16 protein-coding genes are annotated in these 16,240 nt (G+C 73.7%); 13 read left to right on the top strand and 3 right to left on the bottom strand.

What is annotated here, in order from left to right; genetic code table 11:
* The first annotated feature begins 37 nt into the window (after positions 1-37).
* The 5 genes from GBN72_RS03820 to GBN72_RS03840 all read left to right on the top strand — a co-directional run bounded on the left by GBN72_RS03820 (position 38) and on the right by GBN72_RS03840 (position 5,588).
* A complete protein-coding gene (locus GBN72_RS03820; RefSeq protein WP_151770172.1) occupies positions 38-871 on the top strand; it encodes a M55 family metallopeptidase in 834 nt (277 codons plus the stop codon).
* Positions 864-2,186: a M20/M25/M40 family metallo-hydrolase gene (locus tag GBN72_RS03825; protein WP_151770173.1), complete on the top strand. Its 1,323-nt coding sequence runs from the start codon at positions 864-866 to the stop codon at positions 2,184-2,186. The genes GBN72_RS03820 and GBN72_RS03825 overlap by 8 nt, the downstream gene beginning before the upstream one ends.
* A 5-nt stretch (positions 2,187-2,191) precedes the next feature.
* Entirely contained in the window at positions 2,192-4,174 is a 1,983-nt protein-coding gene (locus GBN72_RS03830) for a dipeptidyl-peptidase 5 (protein WP_151770930.1), read from the top strand.
* Positions 4,175-4,182: 8 nt separating this feature from the next.
* Positions 4,183-5,106: a S66 peptidase family protein gene (locus GBN72_RS03835; protein ID WP_151770174.1), complete on the top strand. Its 924-nt coding sequence runs from the start codon at positions 4,183-4,185 to the stop codon at positions 5,104-5,106.
* Between the two features lie 125 nt (positions 5,107-5,231).
* Complete coding sequence (locus GBN72_RS03840) at positions 5,232-5,588, top strand: hypothetical protein (RefSeq protein WP_151770175.1); 357 nt, start codon at positions 5,232-5,234, stop codon at positions 5,586-5,588.
* A gap of 24 nt (positions 5,589-5,612) precedes the next feature.
* Here GBN72_RS03840 and GBN72_RS03845 read toward each other — a convergent pair whose 3' ends face one another.
* The 3 genes from GBN72_RS03845 to GBN72_RS03860 form a co-directional block, all read right to left on the bottom strand.
* Entirely contained in the window at positions 5,613-6,599 is a 987-nt protein-coding gene (locus GBN72_RS03845) for a trypsin-like serine peptidase (protein WP_151770176.1), read from the bottom strand.
* Between the two features lie 260 nt (positions 6,600-6,859).
* Positions 6,860-7,156 carry a hypothetical protein gene (locus tag GBN72_RS03855; RefSeq protein WP_246212238.1) on the bottom strand — a complete coding sequence of 99 codons (297 nt, stop codon included), beginning with the start codon at positions 7,154-7,156 and terminating at the stop codon, positions 6,860-6,862.
* 28 nt (positions 7,157-7,184) lie between these two features.
* A complete protein-coding gene (locus GBN72_RS03860) occupies positions 7,185-8,834 on the bottom strand; it encodes a M6 family metalloprotease domain-containing protein (RefSeq protein ID WP_151770179.1) in 1,650 nt (549 codons plus the stop codon).
* A gap of 193 nt (positions 8,835-9,027) precedes the next feature.
* Here GBN72_RS03860 and GBN72_RS03865 point away from each other — a divergent pair, with 193 nt between their 5' ends.
* From GBN72_RS03865 to GBN72_RS03900, 8 genes are all read left to right on the top strand, one after another.
* The gene (locus GBN72_RS03865; protein ID WP_151770180.1) at positions 9,028-9,573 is read left to right on the top strand and encodes a GNAT family N-acetyltransferase; all 546 of its coding nucleotides are present in this window, start codon (positions 9,028-9,030) and stop codon (positions 9,571-9,573) included.
* 78 nt (positions 9,574-9,651) lie between these two features.
* Entirely contained in the window at positions 9,652-11,622 is a 1,971-nt protein-coding gene (locus GBN72_RS03870; RefSeq protein ID WP_151770181.1) for a DUF5107 domain-containing protein, read from the top strand.
* A gap of 260 nt (positions 11,623-11,882) precedes the next feature.
* Positions 11,883-13,760 carry a transketolase gene (locus GBN72_RS03875; RefSeq protein ID WP_151770182.1) on the top strand — a complete coding sequence of 626 codons (1,878 nt, stop codon included), beginning with the start codon at positions 11,883-11,885 and terminating at the stop codon, positions 13,758-13,760.
* Positions 13,761-13,913: 153 nt separating this feature from the next.
* Entirely contained in the window at positions 13,914-14,270 is a 357-nt protein-coding gene (locus GBN72_RS03880; RefSeq protein ID WP_151770183.1) for a gas vesicle protein GvpO, read from the top strand.
* 102 nt (positions 14,271-14,372) lie between these two features.
* Positions 14,373-14,774 (top strand): gas vesicle structural protein GvpA, encoded by a 402-nt coding sequence (locus GBN72_RS03885; protein ID WP_151770184.1) that lies wholly within the window; start codon positions 14,373-14,375, stop codon positions 14,772-14,774.
* The gene (locus tag GBN72_RS03890) at positions 14,771-15,547 is read left to right on the top strand and encodes a GvpL/GvpF family gas vesicle protein (protein ID WP_151770185.1); all 777 of its coding nucleotides are present in this window, start codon (positions 14,771-14,773) and stop codon (positions 15,545-15,547) included. The genes GBN72_RS03885 and GBN72_RS03890 overlap by 4 nt, the downstream gene beginning before the upstream one ends.
* 4 nt (positions 15,548-15,551) lie before the next feature.
* Entirely contained in the window at positions 15,552-15,809 is a 258-nt protein-coding gene (locus GBN72_RS03895; RefSeq protein ID WP_151770186.1) for a gas vesicle protein GvpG, read from the top strand.
* Complete coding sequence (locus GBN72_RS03900) at positions 15,806-16,141, top strand: hypothetical protein (protein WP_151770187.1); 336 nt, start codon at positions 15,806-15,808, stop codon at positions 16,139-16,141. The genes GBN72_RS03895 and GBN72_RS03900 overlap by 4 nt, the downstream gene beginning before the upstream one ends.
* Positions 16,142-16,240 lie beyond the last annotated feature (99 nt).

Below are 16,240 nucleotides of genomic sequence, written 5' to 3' on the forward strand. Positions count from 1 at the left end.
CCCAAGCGTGCGTGCGGCCGGAAGAACGGAGCGACGGGTGAAGATCCTCATCAGCGCCGACATGGAGGGCGCCACCGGCGTCACCTGGCCGGCCGACGTCCTGCCGGGCACACCCCAGTGGGAACGCTGCCGGTCCCTGTTCACCTCCGACGTCCAGGCGGCCGCCCTCGGCTTCTTCGACGGCGGCGCCGACCAGGTCCTGGTCAACGAGGCCCACTGGACCATGCGCAACCTGCTCCTGGAACGCCTCGACGAGCGCGTGGAGATGCTCACCGGACGGCACAAGGCGCTCTCCATGGTCGAGGGCGTCCAGCACGGCGACGTCGACGGCATCGCCTTCATCGGCTACCACGCGGGCGCCGGGATGGAGGGCGTCCTCGCCCACACCTACCTCGCCAACCAGCTCACCGGGGTCTGGCTGAACGACGTCCGGGCGAGCGAAGGCCTGCTCAACGCCCATGTGGTGGCCGAATACGGGGTACCGGTCATTCTGGTGACCGGCGACGACGTGGCCTGCGAGGACGCCCTCGGATACGCACCCGAGGCGCGGAAGGTCGCGGTGAAGGACCACGTCTCGCGCTACGCGGCGGTGTGCCGCACCCCTTCCCGCACCCACGGGGAGATCCGGGCCGCCGCCAAGGAGGCGGTGTCCCTGGCCGTCCGTCACGAGCCGGTGACGGCGGGCCCGCACACCGTGGCCGTCGAGTTCGACGCGGAGCATCTGGCCGATGCCGCGACCGTCGTTCCGGGCGTGGGCCGTGTCGGAGAACGCAAGGTCGCCTACACGGAAGGAACCATGTACGACGCAATCCGCACCTTCAAGGCGGTCACCACGATCGTCTCGGCCGCGGTGGAGGAGACGTATGGCTGACCAGCAGGCCCTCGACGAGGTCGTGACCTTCGCGTCCGACCTGATCCGCATCGACACCACCAACCGGGGCGGCGGCGACTGCCGCGAACGCCCCGCCGCCGAGTACGCGGCGGCCCGGCTCGCCGAGGCCGGCCTCGAACCCACCCTCCTGGAGCGGACCGAGGGCCGCACCAACGTGGTCGCCCGCCTGGAGGGCACCGACCCCTCGGCGGACGCCCTCCTCGTCCACGGCCACCTCGACGTCGTGCCCGCCGACGCCGCCGAGTGGAGCGTCCACCCGTTCTCCGGGGAGATCCGCGACGGCGTGCTCTGGGGGCGTGGCGCGGTGGACATGAAGAACATGGACGCGATGATCCTGTCCGTGGTCCGCTCCTGGGCACGCGAGGGCGTACGGCCCCGCCGCGACATCGTGATCGCCTTCACCGCCGACGAGGAGGACAGCGCCGTCGACGGCTCCGGCTTCCTCGCCGACCAGCACGCGGGGCTGTTCGAGGGGTGCACCGAGGGCGTCAGCGAGTCCGGCGCCTACACCTTCCACGACGGTTCCGGCGGGCGGATCTACCCGATCGGCGCCGGCGAACGCGGCACCGGCTGGCTGCGGCTGACCGCGCGCGGGCGGGCCGGGCACGGCTCCAAGGTCAACCGCTCCAACGCCGTCACCCGCCTCACCGCCGCGGTCACCCGCCTCGGCGAGCACAGCTGGCCGCTCCACCTCACCCCGACCGTCCGCGCGGCCGTCTCCGAACTGGCCGCGCTCTACGGCATCGACGCCTCCCGGTACGACCTCGCCGACTCCGACCAGGTCGACGAGCTGCTGGTGAAGATCGGCCCGGCCGCCGCCCTGGTCGAGCCGACGCTGCGCAACAGCACCAACCCGACCATGCTGGACGCCGGTTACAAGGTCAACGTGATCCCCGGCGAGGCGGGCGCCCACGTCGACGGACGCTTCCTGCCGGGCGGCGAGCAGGACTTCGAGCGCACCCTCGACGAGCTGACCGGCCCGGACGTCGAATGGGAGTACTACCACCGCGAAGGCGCCCTCCAGGCCCCGGTGGACTCCCCGACCTTCGCCAAACTGCGCGCCGCCGTCGAGGAGTTCGACCCCGAGGCACACACCGTGCCGTACTGCATGTCCGGCGGCACCGACGCCAAGCAGTTCGCCAAGCTGGGCATCACCGGATACGGTTTCGCCCCCGTGTGGCTGCCCGAGGGCTTCGCCTACCAGGCGCTCTTCCACGGAGTGGACGAACGGGTTCCCGTCGAAGGACTTCACTTCGGCGTCCGGGTGCTGGACCGTTTCCTGCGGACGGCGTGACAGAGATGGGGGACAAGGTGCGGACACAGGCCTACGGGACATGGCCCTCGCCGATCGGGGCGGCGCTCGCCGCCGACCACGACGGAGCGCCGCAGTACCCGGGTTTCGTCGGCGATGAGGTCTGGTGGACCGAGCCGAGGCCCGCCGAGGGGGGCCGCCGGGCCCTGGTGCGCCGCCGCGCCGACGGCACCGAGGAATCGGTGCTGCCCCCGCCGTGGAACGTGCGCAGCCGGGTGATGGAGTACGGCGGCCTGCCCTGGACCGGAACCGTCCGGGACGGCCGGGCCGTGATCGTCTTCGTGAACTTCGCCGACCAGCGGCTCTACCGCCACGATCCGGACGGCGGCGCAGAGCCGCAGCCGCTCACGCCGCTCTCCGCGGTCGGCGGCGGACTGCGCTGGGTCGAGCCCGAGGTACGGGCGGGCCGGGACGGCCGCGACGAGGTCTGGTGCGTGCTGGAGGAGTTCACCGGCGACGGCCCCTCCGACGTGCGCCGGCTCCACGTGGCCGTGCCGCTGGACGGCTCGGCCGCCGAGGACCGCGCCGCCCTGCGCGAACTCTCCGGCCACGGACACCGGTTCGTCACGGGCGCGCGGATCTCCCCGGACGGGACCCGGGCGGCCTGGCTGGCCTGGGACCACCCCCGGATGCCCTGGGACGGCACCGAACTGCTCGTCTCCGACCTCACGGCCGACGGCGTCCTCGGCGCGCCGCGCACCGTGGCCGGCGGCGAGGAGGAGTCCGTCGCCCAGGTCGAGTGGACCGCCGACGGCCGGCTGCTGTGGAGCAGCGACCGCGGCGGATGGTGGAACCTCTACCGCGACGGCGAGCCGGTCTGCCCCCGCGAGGAGGAGTTCGGCGGACCGCTGTGGGTGCCGGGCAGCCGCTGGTTCGCACCGCTGGAGTGCGGACTGGTCGCCGTCCTGCACGGCCGTGGCGCGCAGGTGCTCGGCGTCCTCGACCCGGAGACCTGTGAGGTGGTCGACGCCGCGGGCCCCTGGACCGAGTTCGCGTCCACGCTGGCCGTGCACGGCGACCGGGTCGCCACGGTGGGCGGCGGGCCGGCGCGGTCCTTCGAGGTGGTCGAGCTGGACACCCGCCTGGGCAGCGCCCGGGTGATCGGCTCCGCCCACCAGGACTCCGTCGACCCGGCCTACCTGCCCGAACCCCGGGCCCGGGTCTTCACCGCCGCCGACGGCCGGGAGGTGCACGCCCACGTGTACCCGCCCCACCACCCGGAGGTCACCGGCCCCGAGGGCGAGCTGCCGCCGTACGTGGTGTGGGTGCACGGCGGCCCCACCAGCCGGGTGCCCATGGTGCTCGACCTGGAGATCGCCTACTTCACCTCCCGCGGCATCGGCGTCGTCGAGGTGAACTACGGCGGGTCCACCGGCTACGGCCGCGAGTACCGCAACCGGCTGCGCGAGCAGTGGGGCGTGGTCGACGTCGAGGACTGCGCGGCCGCGGCGCTCGCCCTCGCCGACGAGGGCACCGCCGACCGGCGCAGGCTCGCCGTGCGCGGCGGCAGCGCGGGCGGCTGGACCGCCGCCGCCTCGCTGGCCTCCACCGACGTCTACGCCTGCGGCACCATCATCTACCCGGTCCTCGACCTGACCGCCTTCGCCTCCGGGGAGACCCACGACTTCGAGTCCCGCTACCTGGAGTCGCTGGTCGGGCCGCTGGCCGAGGTGCCCGAGCGGTACCGGGAGCGCTCGCCCGGGGAGCACCCCGAGCGCATCCGGGCACCCTTCCTGCTGCTGCAGGGGCTGGAGGACCCGGTCTGCCCGCCGGCCGCGACCGAACGGTTCCTCGACCGGATCCGTGAGGCCGGCGGGGTCCCGCACGCCTACCTCGCCTTCGAGGGCGAGGGCCACGGCTTCCGGCGCGCGGAGACCATGATCCGCGCCCTGGAGTCGGAACTCTCGCTGTACGCCCAGGTGTTCGGATTCGAGGCGCCGGGCGTGCCGGTGCTGGAACTGCGGAAGTAGGGGACGACGTGCGGGAGCTGACCAGACCGAAGCGGCTGACGCCCGGGGCGCGGGTGGCCGTCGTCGCGCCCAGCGGACCGGTGCCGGAGGAGAGGGTCCAGGCCGGTCTGGAGCTCCTGCGCGGCTGGGAGCTCGATCCGGTGGTGATGCCCCATGTGCTGGGACGCCACCCGGAGTTCGAGTACCTCGCCGGGTCCGACGCCGACCGGGCCGCCGACCTCCAGGCCGCCTGGTGCGACCCGGACGTGGACGCGGTGATCTGCGCCCGCGGCGGCTACGGCGCGCAGCGCATGGTCGACCTCCTCGACTGGTCCGCCCTGCGCGCGGCGGGGCCCAAGGTGTTCGTCGGGTTCAGCGACATCACCGCGCTGCACGAGGCGTTCGCGACCCGCATGGGCCTGGTCACCCTGCACGGCCCGATGGCCGGAGCGATCGACTTCCTGAAGAACGAGCACGCCCGCGAGCACCTGCGGGCCACCCTCTTCGCACCGGAGTCGACGCGCGTGATCCAGGGCTCTGGCGGAGCCCTCGTGCCGGGGCGGGCGAGCGGGGTCACCCTGGGCGGCTGCGTCAGCCTGATCGCCGCGGACCTGGGCACCCCGCACGCGCGGACGGGGGCGCGGGGCGGGCTGCTGATGATCGAGGACATCGACGAGGAGCGTTACCGGCTCGACCGCATCCTCACCCAGTTGCTGCGCGCCGGCTGGCTCGACGGGGTGGCCGGTGTCGCCCTCGGCTCCTGGCACAAGTGCGGCCCCTACGAGGAGCTGCGGGCCCTGTTCGCCGACCGGCTGGGCGGCCTGGGCGTGCCGGTCGCCGAGGAGTTCGGCTTCGGCCACCTCGAGGGGGCGCTGACGATCCCCTTCGGTGTCCGCGCCGAACTCGACACCGAGGCGCGCACCCTCACCCTGGACCGCCCGGCCCTGGCCTGACGCCGCCCCGCCGCGGCGCGCGTCGGCGACCTGGGCCCGTCGGCAGGGGCACGTCCGTCACTACGCTGGAATCGTACGCGTGGCACGCCGGCCGACGCGGGCCCCGCATCCCCCAGGAGGCGACGATGTCCGATCCCGTTCCGCCCGCCGACTGGGAGGAGCACTTCGGCTCCGGCCCCCGGCCGGCGCCCGACGACACCGCGCCTCCTCGACCGGACGTCGTCCAGGTCACCCGGACCGAGGGCCCGGAGGACGTCGCAGACGCCGAGGATGTCGCAGACGCCGAGGACACGGGGCACACCGGGGACACCGGGGACACCGGTGGTGCCGAGGACCGCAACGCCGCACATCCGGGCAGCGGACCGCCGGAAGGGGCGCGGCCCCGGCCGGTGCCGCAGCCGGGGCCCGGACAAGAGCCGCGGCCCGGGTGGCGGCGTCCTCCCGGGCAGCGGGACGACAAGGGGGAGCCGACGCGCGGCTGACGGCTTTCCGGGCGGCGGCGGGGGTCAGGGTTCGACCGTCCGGGCGTGGGCGACCAGCTCCCTCAGGGCGGGACCGCCTCCTGCGGCGTTCGGTCCGCCCGCCATGCCCCAGTTCTCGGCGCTCTGCTCGGCGACCACGTGCGGGCCGACCTCGCCGTTCCACCAGCCGAAGTACGGGCCGCCGGACTGGCCGCGGCGGACGTCGTTGCGGTGCATGATCCGCAGCCCGGTCCGGCCCGCGAAGGTCTCGTTGACCACGCTGTACATGGCCCCGTTCGAGGTGTAGACCGGGCGGACACCGGCACCGATGTCACCGGGGTAGCCGATGTGCGACCACAGCGCCTGGTCGTTCCAGGCGGGCGCGTAGTCGTGCGCACTGCCCATCCATCCGGTGGCGTCCCCAAGCGGGCTGCTCAGCACGCAGACCACGTAGTCGAAGGCGGCCTCGTTGGACGAGATGCCGTCCGCGTCGTTCACCCGCTGCCAGGAGTAGATGCGGGTGACGTGCGCCGACCCGAAGGGGGCGCTCGTGTCGTACTGCATCGGGGTGAAGGTCATCCAGTCGGCGCCACCGCCCGCCCGCCAGGGCACCACATGGCTCGCGGTGACCATGTGGCGGCGCCCCACCATGACCCCGGATCCCGAGCCGCCGGGAACGGCGACGCGCCCGCAGGTCCGCCAGGGATAGCTGGTGTCGTAGATCACCGTGCGGGTGTCCGGCGGGTACACCGTGGTCGGCTCGCCCCGCTCGTCCTGCGCGCCCGGCGCCCGGTTCCACAGCGGGGCGCGGACGCCCTCCGGTCGCAGCAGCTGCGGGAGCGGCCGCACGGGTGCGCCGTCGGGCCGGTAGGGCTCGTTCGCGCTCTGACCCTCGGCCCGCCCGGCGAGGTCGGTCTCGGAGACGACGACCACCTCCGGCCGGGGCGGGAAACTGTGCTCGGTCGCCTGCAGCGCGGACGCCGCGGGGTCGAGGGCCGAGCCCCAGTTCTCCGGCGGAATCGGCTGGGTCATTTCCGTGTGTCCTTTCGGCGAAGGGGATACGGGCCCACGCTAACCACGCCCGATGCGGCGCGGGTGTCCCGAAAAAGGAGTCGCCGAGAACCACGCTTCTGGCCCTTTCCTTCACCCGGGAAGGACCGCGTGCGCCGATCCGGTGACGCTTTCCGCGCCGGGTTCTCCCGCGCGCGTTCCGAAGGGGAAAACCTTCCGCCCGGAGACGGAGACGGAGACGGAGACGGAGACGGAGACGGAGAGGGAGACAGAGGCGAGGTCTACCCGGGTTCGACGGCGGAGTCCCCGGGCTCCGGGCCGCTCTCGGCGACCACCTGACCCGGCCCGGTCACCCGGGCCCGCAGCCGTATCGTGTCGCCGGGCCGCGCGTCGGCCAGGAGTTCACCGCGCACGGCCAGCTCGAGGCGCTCCCCGACGTGCCGGGACAGCAGGTCGGCGAAGCCCGGCACCGGCCCGGCCGCGAGGACCCGCGTCACCACCCGGTCCCAGCCCGCCAGGCGGGGGTGGACCTCCCTGGAGAGCAACCGCACGGTCAGGGCGGTACGGTTCTCGATCACCTGGACCACGGCGTACCGCCCCTGCCGGTCAGCGGCCGCGCAGGGAGCCGGAACGGGACGCGCGTCCGGGAGCGGCGCCGCTCGCCGCCTCGGCCGGCTCGTTCCTGGCCGGGGCGGAGTACGACGACTCCCTCAGGTAGGCCTCGACGCTCTCCCACGGGTAGCGCCGTACCGTCTGCTCCAGATCGGTCAGGCGTCGTTGCAGGTCGTCGAGGTCCCGGGCCAGTGCGGGCAGCCCGGGCTCCGCAGTCCGGGCGCGGGCGCCCGCGGGCCGCCCCGCGGCCTCGAACGCGGGCGCCGCGGTCACCGAGACGGACGCCGTGACGAGGGTGCGGCACTCCGAGATGTCCGTCACGGCCACCTGGGTGGGCACTCCGTCGTACGACGCGGAGCTGGGCCGGCTGGCCGCCGTGAACGAGGTGTTGGCGCTGTCCCCGGGGTACGGGTCGCCGCCGTCGCCACGGTTGGCGCCCGTCTCCAGGGCGTGGTCGTCGTCCGCCTGGACAAGACCCACCAGGTAGTGCGGTTCGGCGGTGTTGTCCGGCTGCCCCTCGTCGACGTGCCAGATGAGCAGGCCGTGGTGGGGCAGCGAGGCGTCGTAGCCCATCTGCTGGCGGTTCTCGAGCAGGAAGAACTCCTGGTCCGGCATCCCGTCGGTCCACACCCGGTGCACCTGGTGGCTGACCTGCGAGTTGGGCAGCGTGACACTGCCGTCCCCGGTGACGTCGACCTGGTCGGCCCAGCCCTGCTGGAGCTTGCACCAGGCGGACGGATGGGTCGGGACGTCACCCCCGCCGCCCCATGATCCGCCGCCCATCAGGCACCAGTTGCCCACGCCCTCGGAGGTTCCGTCGACGTCGTACAGGTCGGGCAGACCGAAGAGCAGGTGCCCCAGCTCATGGGCGGAGACGCCGATCCTGGCGTCCTCGGGGATGGTGAGGTAGGCGAAGATGTTGGCGCCGTCGGCGTGGAGGGTGTTCGGCAGCACCCACTTGTGGGACCAGATGTCGCCCGGATCCCAGGTGGCCTCGCCGCCGGACCCGGCGTGGATCACCATGAAGGCGTCGACGAACCCGTTGCCGTCGTTGTCGTAGGGCGCGTAGTTGACCAGCGGGTCGGCCGCCACCGCCGCGTCGCGTGCCATGAAGTGCGCACGGGGGTCCCCGGACGGCTTGCCGATGCCGAAGTTCCCGTTCGCGTACCAGGAGAGCTTGCGGGGCATCCGTATGGGGCCGATGACCTCGCCGACGATGTCGACCAGGCCGTGGGTGGCCTCCCGGTAGTAGTCACGCACGCTGCCGTGCGGAAGCTCCCGCTCGGAGAAGAGGAGCTTCTCGAAGTGTTCCTTGCCCGCGGTCATCTCCTTGTCCGGGAAGTCCACCAGCACCGCCACCACCCGGACCGCGCCCCTGAGCGGCGCGCGTTCGGCTGCCGCCCGGCGAAGGGCCCCGGAGGAGGTGCCGGCCGTGAACATCTCGGGCGGGAGGATGATGTTGTCGTCGAATCCCCGCATCCGCGGGTGTCCGGCGGGCACGAACTGCCGGGCCGCCGGCGACACGTCCTGGAGCCTTCGCTGCTCCTCCTTCATCCTCTCCCGCACCTCCGGACTGGGGCTGACGGCGCAGAATTGCGACCACACGGCGGTCGCGGTGTTCCTGGGAAAAGAGGCCTCGGTCATGACGGTCCTCCCGTCGGTCACGCGAATGGCGTTTTCGGCCCCTTCCTCCACAGTAGGCGCGCGAGCACGTCCCTCAAAGGCGCTGCCCGTACGCCCCTTCCGGTTGAATCGCCAAATGTCGCGGCCGGTACAGGTGAAGGCGAAACGTGTGGCCGGGCCGGGGCACGCCGGTCGCGGCGGTAAGGTGATCTTCATGCCCGAGGTGTCCTATCTGGCCGTGACCGACCGGATCGGTCTGCGCCCCTTCACCCTCGCCGACGAGGCCGAGTTCACCGCCCGCGCGCGGCAGAGCCGGGACCTGCACCGCCCGTGGCTGTTCCCCCCGGACAGCCCCTCCGCGTACCTGGACTACGCGACGCGGCTGATCGAGAGCCCCGACAAGGAGGGGTACCTGATCTGCGACCGCGCGGACGGCGCCATCGCCGGCTACGTGAACATCAACAACATCGTGCACGGCGCCTTCCGCAGCGGCGCCCTCGGCTACGGCGCGTTCGCGCACGCCGCCGGCCGCGGCCTGATGACCGACGCCCTGAAGGCCCTCGTCCGGCACGCCTTCGCACCACCGCTCAACCTCCACCGGCTGGAGATCAACGTCCAGCCGGGCAACGCCCGTTCCGTCGCCCTCGCACGCCGCGCAGGGTTCGCCAAGGAGGGCTTCTCCCCGCGCATGCTCCACGTCGACGGCGCGTGGCGCGACCACGAACGCTGGGCGATCACCGCGGAGATGGTCCCCAGGTGACGAACCCGGGGCCAGAGGACCGGGACCGGAGCACGCCGGCCTCTGGCGCGATCGCCGTCCGCCCGCTTCCATGGTCGCGTGACGACGATCCGCCGTGAGGTACTGACGCTGCCCGCAGCCGAGTTGGGCCCCGACAACCCGCTTCCGCCGCTCCGACCGCTGGACGAGGTGCACCAGGTCGAGGACCGGGACCGCCAGGGTCTGCCGCGGGACATGGCCCGGCAGATGGGATACGCCCCGCTCACCGGGCTGCTGCCGGAGCGCGTCCGCGACGGCTACGACCGCCGGCGCGCCCCGCGGCCGGTGGAGGCCATCGTGGTGGAGAACGACCGGCTCCGCGCGACGGTGCTGCCCACCCTGGGCGGCCGGATCGCCTCCCTGGTCCACAAGCCCACCGGGCGTGAACTCCTCTACCGCAACCCGGTGCTCCAGCCCGCGTGCTTCGCGCTCAACGGCGCCTGGTACTCCGGCGGGGTCGAGTGGAACATCGGCGCCACCGGCCACACCGCGCTCTCCTGCTCCCCGCTGCACGCCGCCCGGGTCACCGCGCCCGACGGCGGGGTGATGCTGCGGCTGTGGGAGTGGGAACGGCTGCGCGACCTGCCGTTCCAGGTCGACCTGTGGCTGCCGGACGGCTCGGACTTCCTCTACGTGGGCGTACGGATACGCAACCCGCACGAGCGCCCGGTGCCCACCTACTGGTGGTCCAACATCGCCGTCCCCGAGGAGCGCCGGGTGCTCGCCCCTGCCGACTCGGCCTGGCACTTCGGTTACCACCGCCGGCTGCGCCAGGTGACCGTGCCCGCGTACGAGGGCGTGGACCGGACCCGCCCTCTGAACAGCGTCTTCCCCGCCGACTACTTCTACGACGTCCCCGACGGCCGCCGCCGGTGGATCGCCGCCCTCGACGACGCCGGCCACGGCCTGGCCCAGACGTCCACGGACGTGCTGCGCGGCCGCAAGCTCTTCGTGTGGGGCGGCGGCCCCGGCGGTCGCCGCTGGCAGGAGTGGCTGACCGAACCCGGCACCGGCGGCTACTGCGAGATACAGGCCGGGCTCGCCCGTACCCAGCTGGAGCACGTCAGGCTCGACGCGGAGAGCGAGGTCTCCTGGCTGGAGGCGTACGGCCCGCTCGACGTGGACCCCGGGGCGGCGCACGGCGAGGACTGGGCGGCCGCCCTAGACGCCGCCGAGACGCGGCTGGAGGCGGTGCTGCCGCGCGCCCAGGTCGACGCCGCCTACGCGGCGTGGGCGGCCGGCGCGGACACCGAGCCCGGCGAGCGGCTGGCCACCGGCTCCGGCTGGGGCGCGCTGGAGGTGCTGCGCGCAGGCTTCGCCCTGCCCGGCACCCCGTTCGCCCCCGAGACGCTCGGGGAGGAGCAGCGGCCCTGGCTGGAACTGCTCCGGCAGGGCGCGCTGCCCGAGGAGGACCCGGACGCCGGACCGCCGCACGCCACACTCGTCGCACCGCACTGGCGGGACATGCTGGAGACCGCGGACGCCACCGCCACCGCCGAGTACCACCTCGGGCTCGCCCAGTGGCACGCCGGGGACCGCGCGCAGGCGGTGCGCAGCTGGGAGCGCGGCCTGAAGCTCGCGCCCGGGCACTGGGCCTTCCTGCGGTGCACGGCGGTGGCGGACCAGGAGGAGGACCACCCCGAGCGGGCGGCGGACCGCTACGGCGAGGCGTTCGACGCGCTGTGCCGGGTGGCCGCCGAGGGCACGGACCCGGGCCGGTGGGAGGCAGCCGTGGCCGCGCTGGGGCGGGAGGCGCTGGAGGCGCTGCTCGGCGTGGGACGGGCCGCGGAGGCCCGCCAGGTGTGGGAGCGGCTGCCCGGGACGGCGCGGGCGCGCGGACGGTTCCGGCTGCTGGAGGTGGAGCTGCTGCTCGCCGAGGGGCGCGCGGCGGACGCCCGGGCCGTGTTCGAGGACGGCTTCGAGGTCGCCGATCTGCGGGAGGGCTCGGAGACCATCAGCCGGCTGTGGGCCGCCTGCACCGACGAGCCGCTGCCGGACCGCCTCGACTTCCGGATGCGCCCCCCGGAGTGAGCCCGGGGTGAGCCCCGGCAAGGGCGCCCGGAGCGAGTCCCGGAACGAGTCCCGGAACGAGTCCCGGGGAGGGCCCGGCCGTGGGTCCCGCGGAGGGTCCCGGGCGTGAGCCGCGGGGAGGGAGGCCGGGGGAGGCGCCGGGGCCCGGGACCGCCCGGGCGCGGTGGCCGGGCGGCCCGCCCGTGGGGCCGGGGCCGTTTCGGCCACCCGGCCGGGGGGACGCGGAGGGGGTCACGCGGAACGCGATCCCGAGGGGACCCATGCACACCGACGACCGAGCTCCCGATCCCGCCGAACTGGCCCACCTCGCCGAACTGGGACAACAGCTGAGGGTGGACAGCGTGCGCGCCTCCGCGGCCGCCGGGTCGGGCCACCCGACCTCCTCCATGTCGGCGGCCGACCTGATGGCCGTGCTGCTCGCCCGCCACATGCGGTACGACTTCGCCGACCCCGGTGCCCCCGGCAACGACCGCTTCGTGCTCTCCAAGGGGCATGCCTCGCCGCTGCTCTACGCGGCGTACAAGGCCGCCGGAGCCATCGACGACCAGGAGCTGCTCACCTTCCGCGAGCACGGCAGCCGCCTGGAGGGCCACCCCACCCCGCGCCGGCTGCCCTGGGTGGAGACCGCCACCGGGTCGCTCGGCCAGGGCCTGCCCGTCGGCGTGGGCATCGCGCTGTCCGGCAAGAGGCTGGAGCGCGCCCCGTACCGGGTGTGGGTGCTGTGCGGCGACAGCGAACTGGCCGAGGGGTCCGTGTGGGAGGCCGCCGAACAGGCCTCGTTCGAGCACCTGGACAACCTCACGGCGATCGTCGACGTCAACCGGCTGGGACAGCGCGGGGAGACCCGCCACGGCCACGACCTGGACGCCTACGCGCGGCGGTTCAAGGCGTTCGGCTGGCACACCGTCGAGGTGGACGGCCACGACGTCGAGGCGGTCGAGAGGGCGCTGGGCGAGGCGAGCTCCACCGTCGGGCAGCCCGCGGTGGTGCTGGCCCGCACCCTCAAGGGGCGCGGTGTGGCGGCGGCCGAGGACAAGGAGGGCCTGCACGGCAAGCCGCTCAAGGACGCCGAGGCGGCGATCGCCGAGCTGGGCGGTGAACGCGACCTGCGGGTCCGGGTCCGCGAGCCCTGGCAGGCCGCCGCCCGGCCCGCCGCGCGCACCGGCACGCCCCGGCTGCCGCGCTGGAGCGAGGGCGAGGAGGTCGCCACCCGGGACGCCTACGGCGCGGCCCTCGCCGCGCTCGGCACCGCGCGGGACGACGTCGTCGCCCTGGACGGCGAGGTGAGCGACTCCACCCGGGCCGAGGCGTTCGCCAAGGAGCACCCGGAGCGGTTCTTCGAGTGCTACATCGCCGAACAGCAGCTGGTCGCCTCCGCGGTGGGGCTCGCCGCCCGCGGCTGGATTCCGTACGCCTCGTCCTTCGCCGCGTTCCTCAGCCGCGCCTACGACTTCGTGCGGATGGCGGCGGTCAGCGGGGCCGGCATCAACATGGTCGGCTCGCACGCGGGCGTGTCCATCGGCCAGGACGGTCCCTCGCAGATGGGACTGGAGGACCTCGCGATGTTCCGCGCGGTGCACGGCTCGACCGTGCTCTACCCGTGCGACGCCAACCAGACGGCCAAGCTCGTCGCCGCCATGGCCGGCCTCGAGGGCATCCGCTACCTGCGCACCTCGCGCGGCAAGAACGCCGTGCTCTACGGGCCCGACGAGGAGTTCCCGGTCGGCGGCAGCAAGGTGCTGCGCTCCTCCGCCGAGGACCGGCTGACCCTGGTCGCGGCCGGCGTCACCGTCCACGAGGCGCTGGGGGCCGCGGACGAACTCGCGGCGGAGGGCATCGCCGTGCGGGTGGTCGACCTGTACTCGGTGAAGCCCGTCGACGGGGAGACCCTGCGTCGGGCGGCCGCGGAGACCGGGTGCCTGCTCACCGTCGAGGATCATCACGAGGAGGGCGGCATCGGCGACGCCGTCGCCTCCGCGTTCACCGACGGGTCGCCGGTGCCGCGGCTGGTCCGGCTCGGGGTGCGCTCCATGCCGGGGTCGGCGAGCCCTGAGGAGCAACTGCGCGAGGCGGGCGTCGACGCGCGGTCGATCGCCGCCTCCGTGCGGCTCCTGACCGGGCAGGGCGTGCCGGCCTGAGGCGTCGCGCCGTCACCCGGCCGGCACGGCCCCCACCCATGCGTGAAGGACCGCCATGGGGTTGTCACGGGAAGCACGCGGACAAGATCGGTCGGTGTGCATCGGGAGGTTTGGCGTCAGGGTCACCGGTCATCCGCACTCACAGAGGTGGCCATGACGAACACACCGAAGCAGAAGTCAGAAACCGAGAACACCGAGAACACCGAGAAAGCCGAGAACACCGAGCAGAACGAACCGGATCAGCGCCGTCCGCGCCCCACCGAAGTGCTGCGTGAGGCGCGGGCCCAGCTCGAGGAGCTGACGGGGATGGCCGCCGAGTCGGTGTCGTCCTTCGAAAGGACCGAGGACGGCTGGTCGCTGGAGGTGGAGGTGCTCGAACTCGAGCGCGTCCCCGACACGATGAGCCTGCTGTCGACCTACCGGGTCGACCTGGACCCGGACGGCATGCTCACCGGCTACAAGCGCATCCGGCGCTACGAACGCGGACGTTCGGACAGCAACCGCCGCTGACAAGGCGGTTCGAAGGCCACAGACGTCCGCCCGACTTCCCGTGACAGGGCAGGTCTGCCCGCGACGGCGGTCAGCCGTGCCCGGAAACAGTGAGGAGCACCCGTGACGGTTGTACCGGCACAGCAGAGCGGCGGTGGGGGCGGCAGCAGCGGCCTCTACGACGTTCTCGAACTCGTCCTCGACCGGGGCCTCGTGATCGACGCGTTCGTCCGCGTCTCCCTGGTCGGCATCGAAATCCTGAAGATCGACATCCGTGTCGTCGTCGCCAGCGTCGACACGTACCTGCGCTTCGCCGAGGCCTGCAACCGCCTCGACCTGGAGTCCGGCCCGCGCAAGAACCCCGGACTGCCCGACCTGGTCGGCGAGATGACCGAGTCCGGCGCCCGCGGCAAGTCCAAGGGCGCGCTCTCCGGAGCCGCCGAGACCATCTCCGACGCCTTCCGTCAGGGGCGCGAGGAGCGCAAGGAGCCCGCGACCGCGCGGCGTAAGGAGGAGAAGGAGTGAGCACCTACGTCTACGGGATCGCCTCGGCGTCCCACCCGTCGCTGCCCGAGGGCATGGGCGGGGTCGGCGACCCGCCGAACCCGGTCCGGCTGCTCAAGGAGGGCGACCTGGTCGCGGTGGCGGGCGACGCTCCCGAGGACCTGCGCCCCAAGCGGCGTGACCTGCTCGCCCACCAGACGATCCTCGCCGAGGCCGGCGCGGGCGGCACCGTGCTGCCGATGCGCTTCGGCAACGTCGCCCCCGACGACGACTCCGTCCTGCGGGTGCTCGCGGAGCGCGCCGGCCACTACACGGAGCGGCTGCGCGCCCTGGAGGGCAAGGCGGAGTACAACGTCAAGGCCAACCACGACGAGCAGGCCGTGCTCCACCTGGTGATGGGCGAGGACGCCGAACTGCGCGCCATGGCCGAGGCCAACCGCCAGGCCGGCGGCGGCACCCACGACGACAAGCTGAGGCTCGGCGAGTTGGTGGTGTCCGCCGTCAAGGCCCGCGAGGACGTGGACGCGGCGCTGCTCCAGCAGGCCCTGGAGCCCACGGCCACGGCCGTGGCCACCGGAGCCGAGTCCACCGGCTGGATCACCAACCTGTCCCTGCTGGTCGCGGCCGACTCCGCCGAGGAGTTCCTCGGAGCCGTCGAGCGGTTCCGCGAGGAGAACCCGCACCTCCAGCTCCGCGTCAACGGGCCGCTGCCGCCCTACAGCTTCGTGGAGCCCGGTCCCGCCGACCACGCGCCGCAGGGTGCGGGGCAGGCGGCCGGCACGGCCGTGGAGTGACACGGTGGGACTCCTCTCCGAGGTGCTGCTGCTGCCGCTCGCGCCGGTGCGCGGCAGCGCCTGGGTGATCCGCCAGGTGATGCGTGAGGCCGAGCGCATCTACTACGACCCCGCCACGATCCGCGCCGAACTGGCGAGTCTGGAGGAGCAGTTGGAAGCAGGCGAGATCGACGACGAGGAGTTCGACCGGCGTGAGGACGAACTGCTCGAGCGGCTGGAGGCCGCGGCCGGGGTGCAGCAGCGGGGAGGTGGCTTCGGATGAACGCCGCCCGGCGCTGGGAACTCGGGCTCGCGGCCACCGCGGGTTACGTCGTGGGGCGCACCCGGACGCTGCCGCTCGTGGTCGCCGTCGCCATCGTGCTGGCCGGCCGGGAGGAGCCCCGCGCCTACCTGGCCGGCCAGGGGCGGCGGCTGCTGATGGAGGGCGTCCGCACCGCCGGGGCCGCCACGGCCTGGTGGGACGACTCGGCGGTCCGCAAGATGTTCACCCGCGGGTCGGACGACGACGCCCGCGCGGGGAACGGCGACCCGGACGCCGACGAGGACGAGCTGCCCGCCGAGCGCGGCGGCCGCCAGGAGATCGAACCGGCCTGAGCGCCCGCCCCCGCCCCCGCCGGCTGCCGCGCCGCCCGGGACCCGTGTCCCGGGCGGGGGAACTGGAGCGGGGGCCCGGGCTCGGGCAGGGTGGAGGTA

Origin of the sequence: Streptomyces abyssomicinicus, assembly GCF_008974245.1 — a bacterium.
GTDB classification, from domain to species: domain Bacteria; phylum Actinomycetota; class Actinomycetes; order Streptomycetales; family Streptomycetaceae; genus Streptomyces; species Streptomyces abyssomicinicus.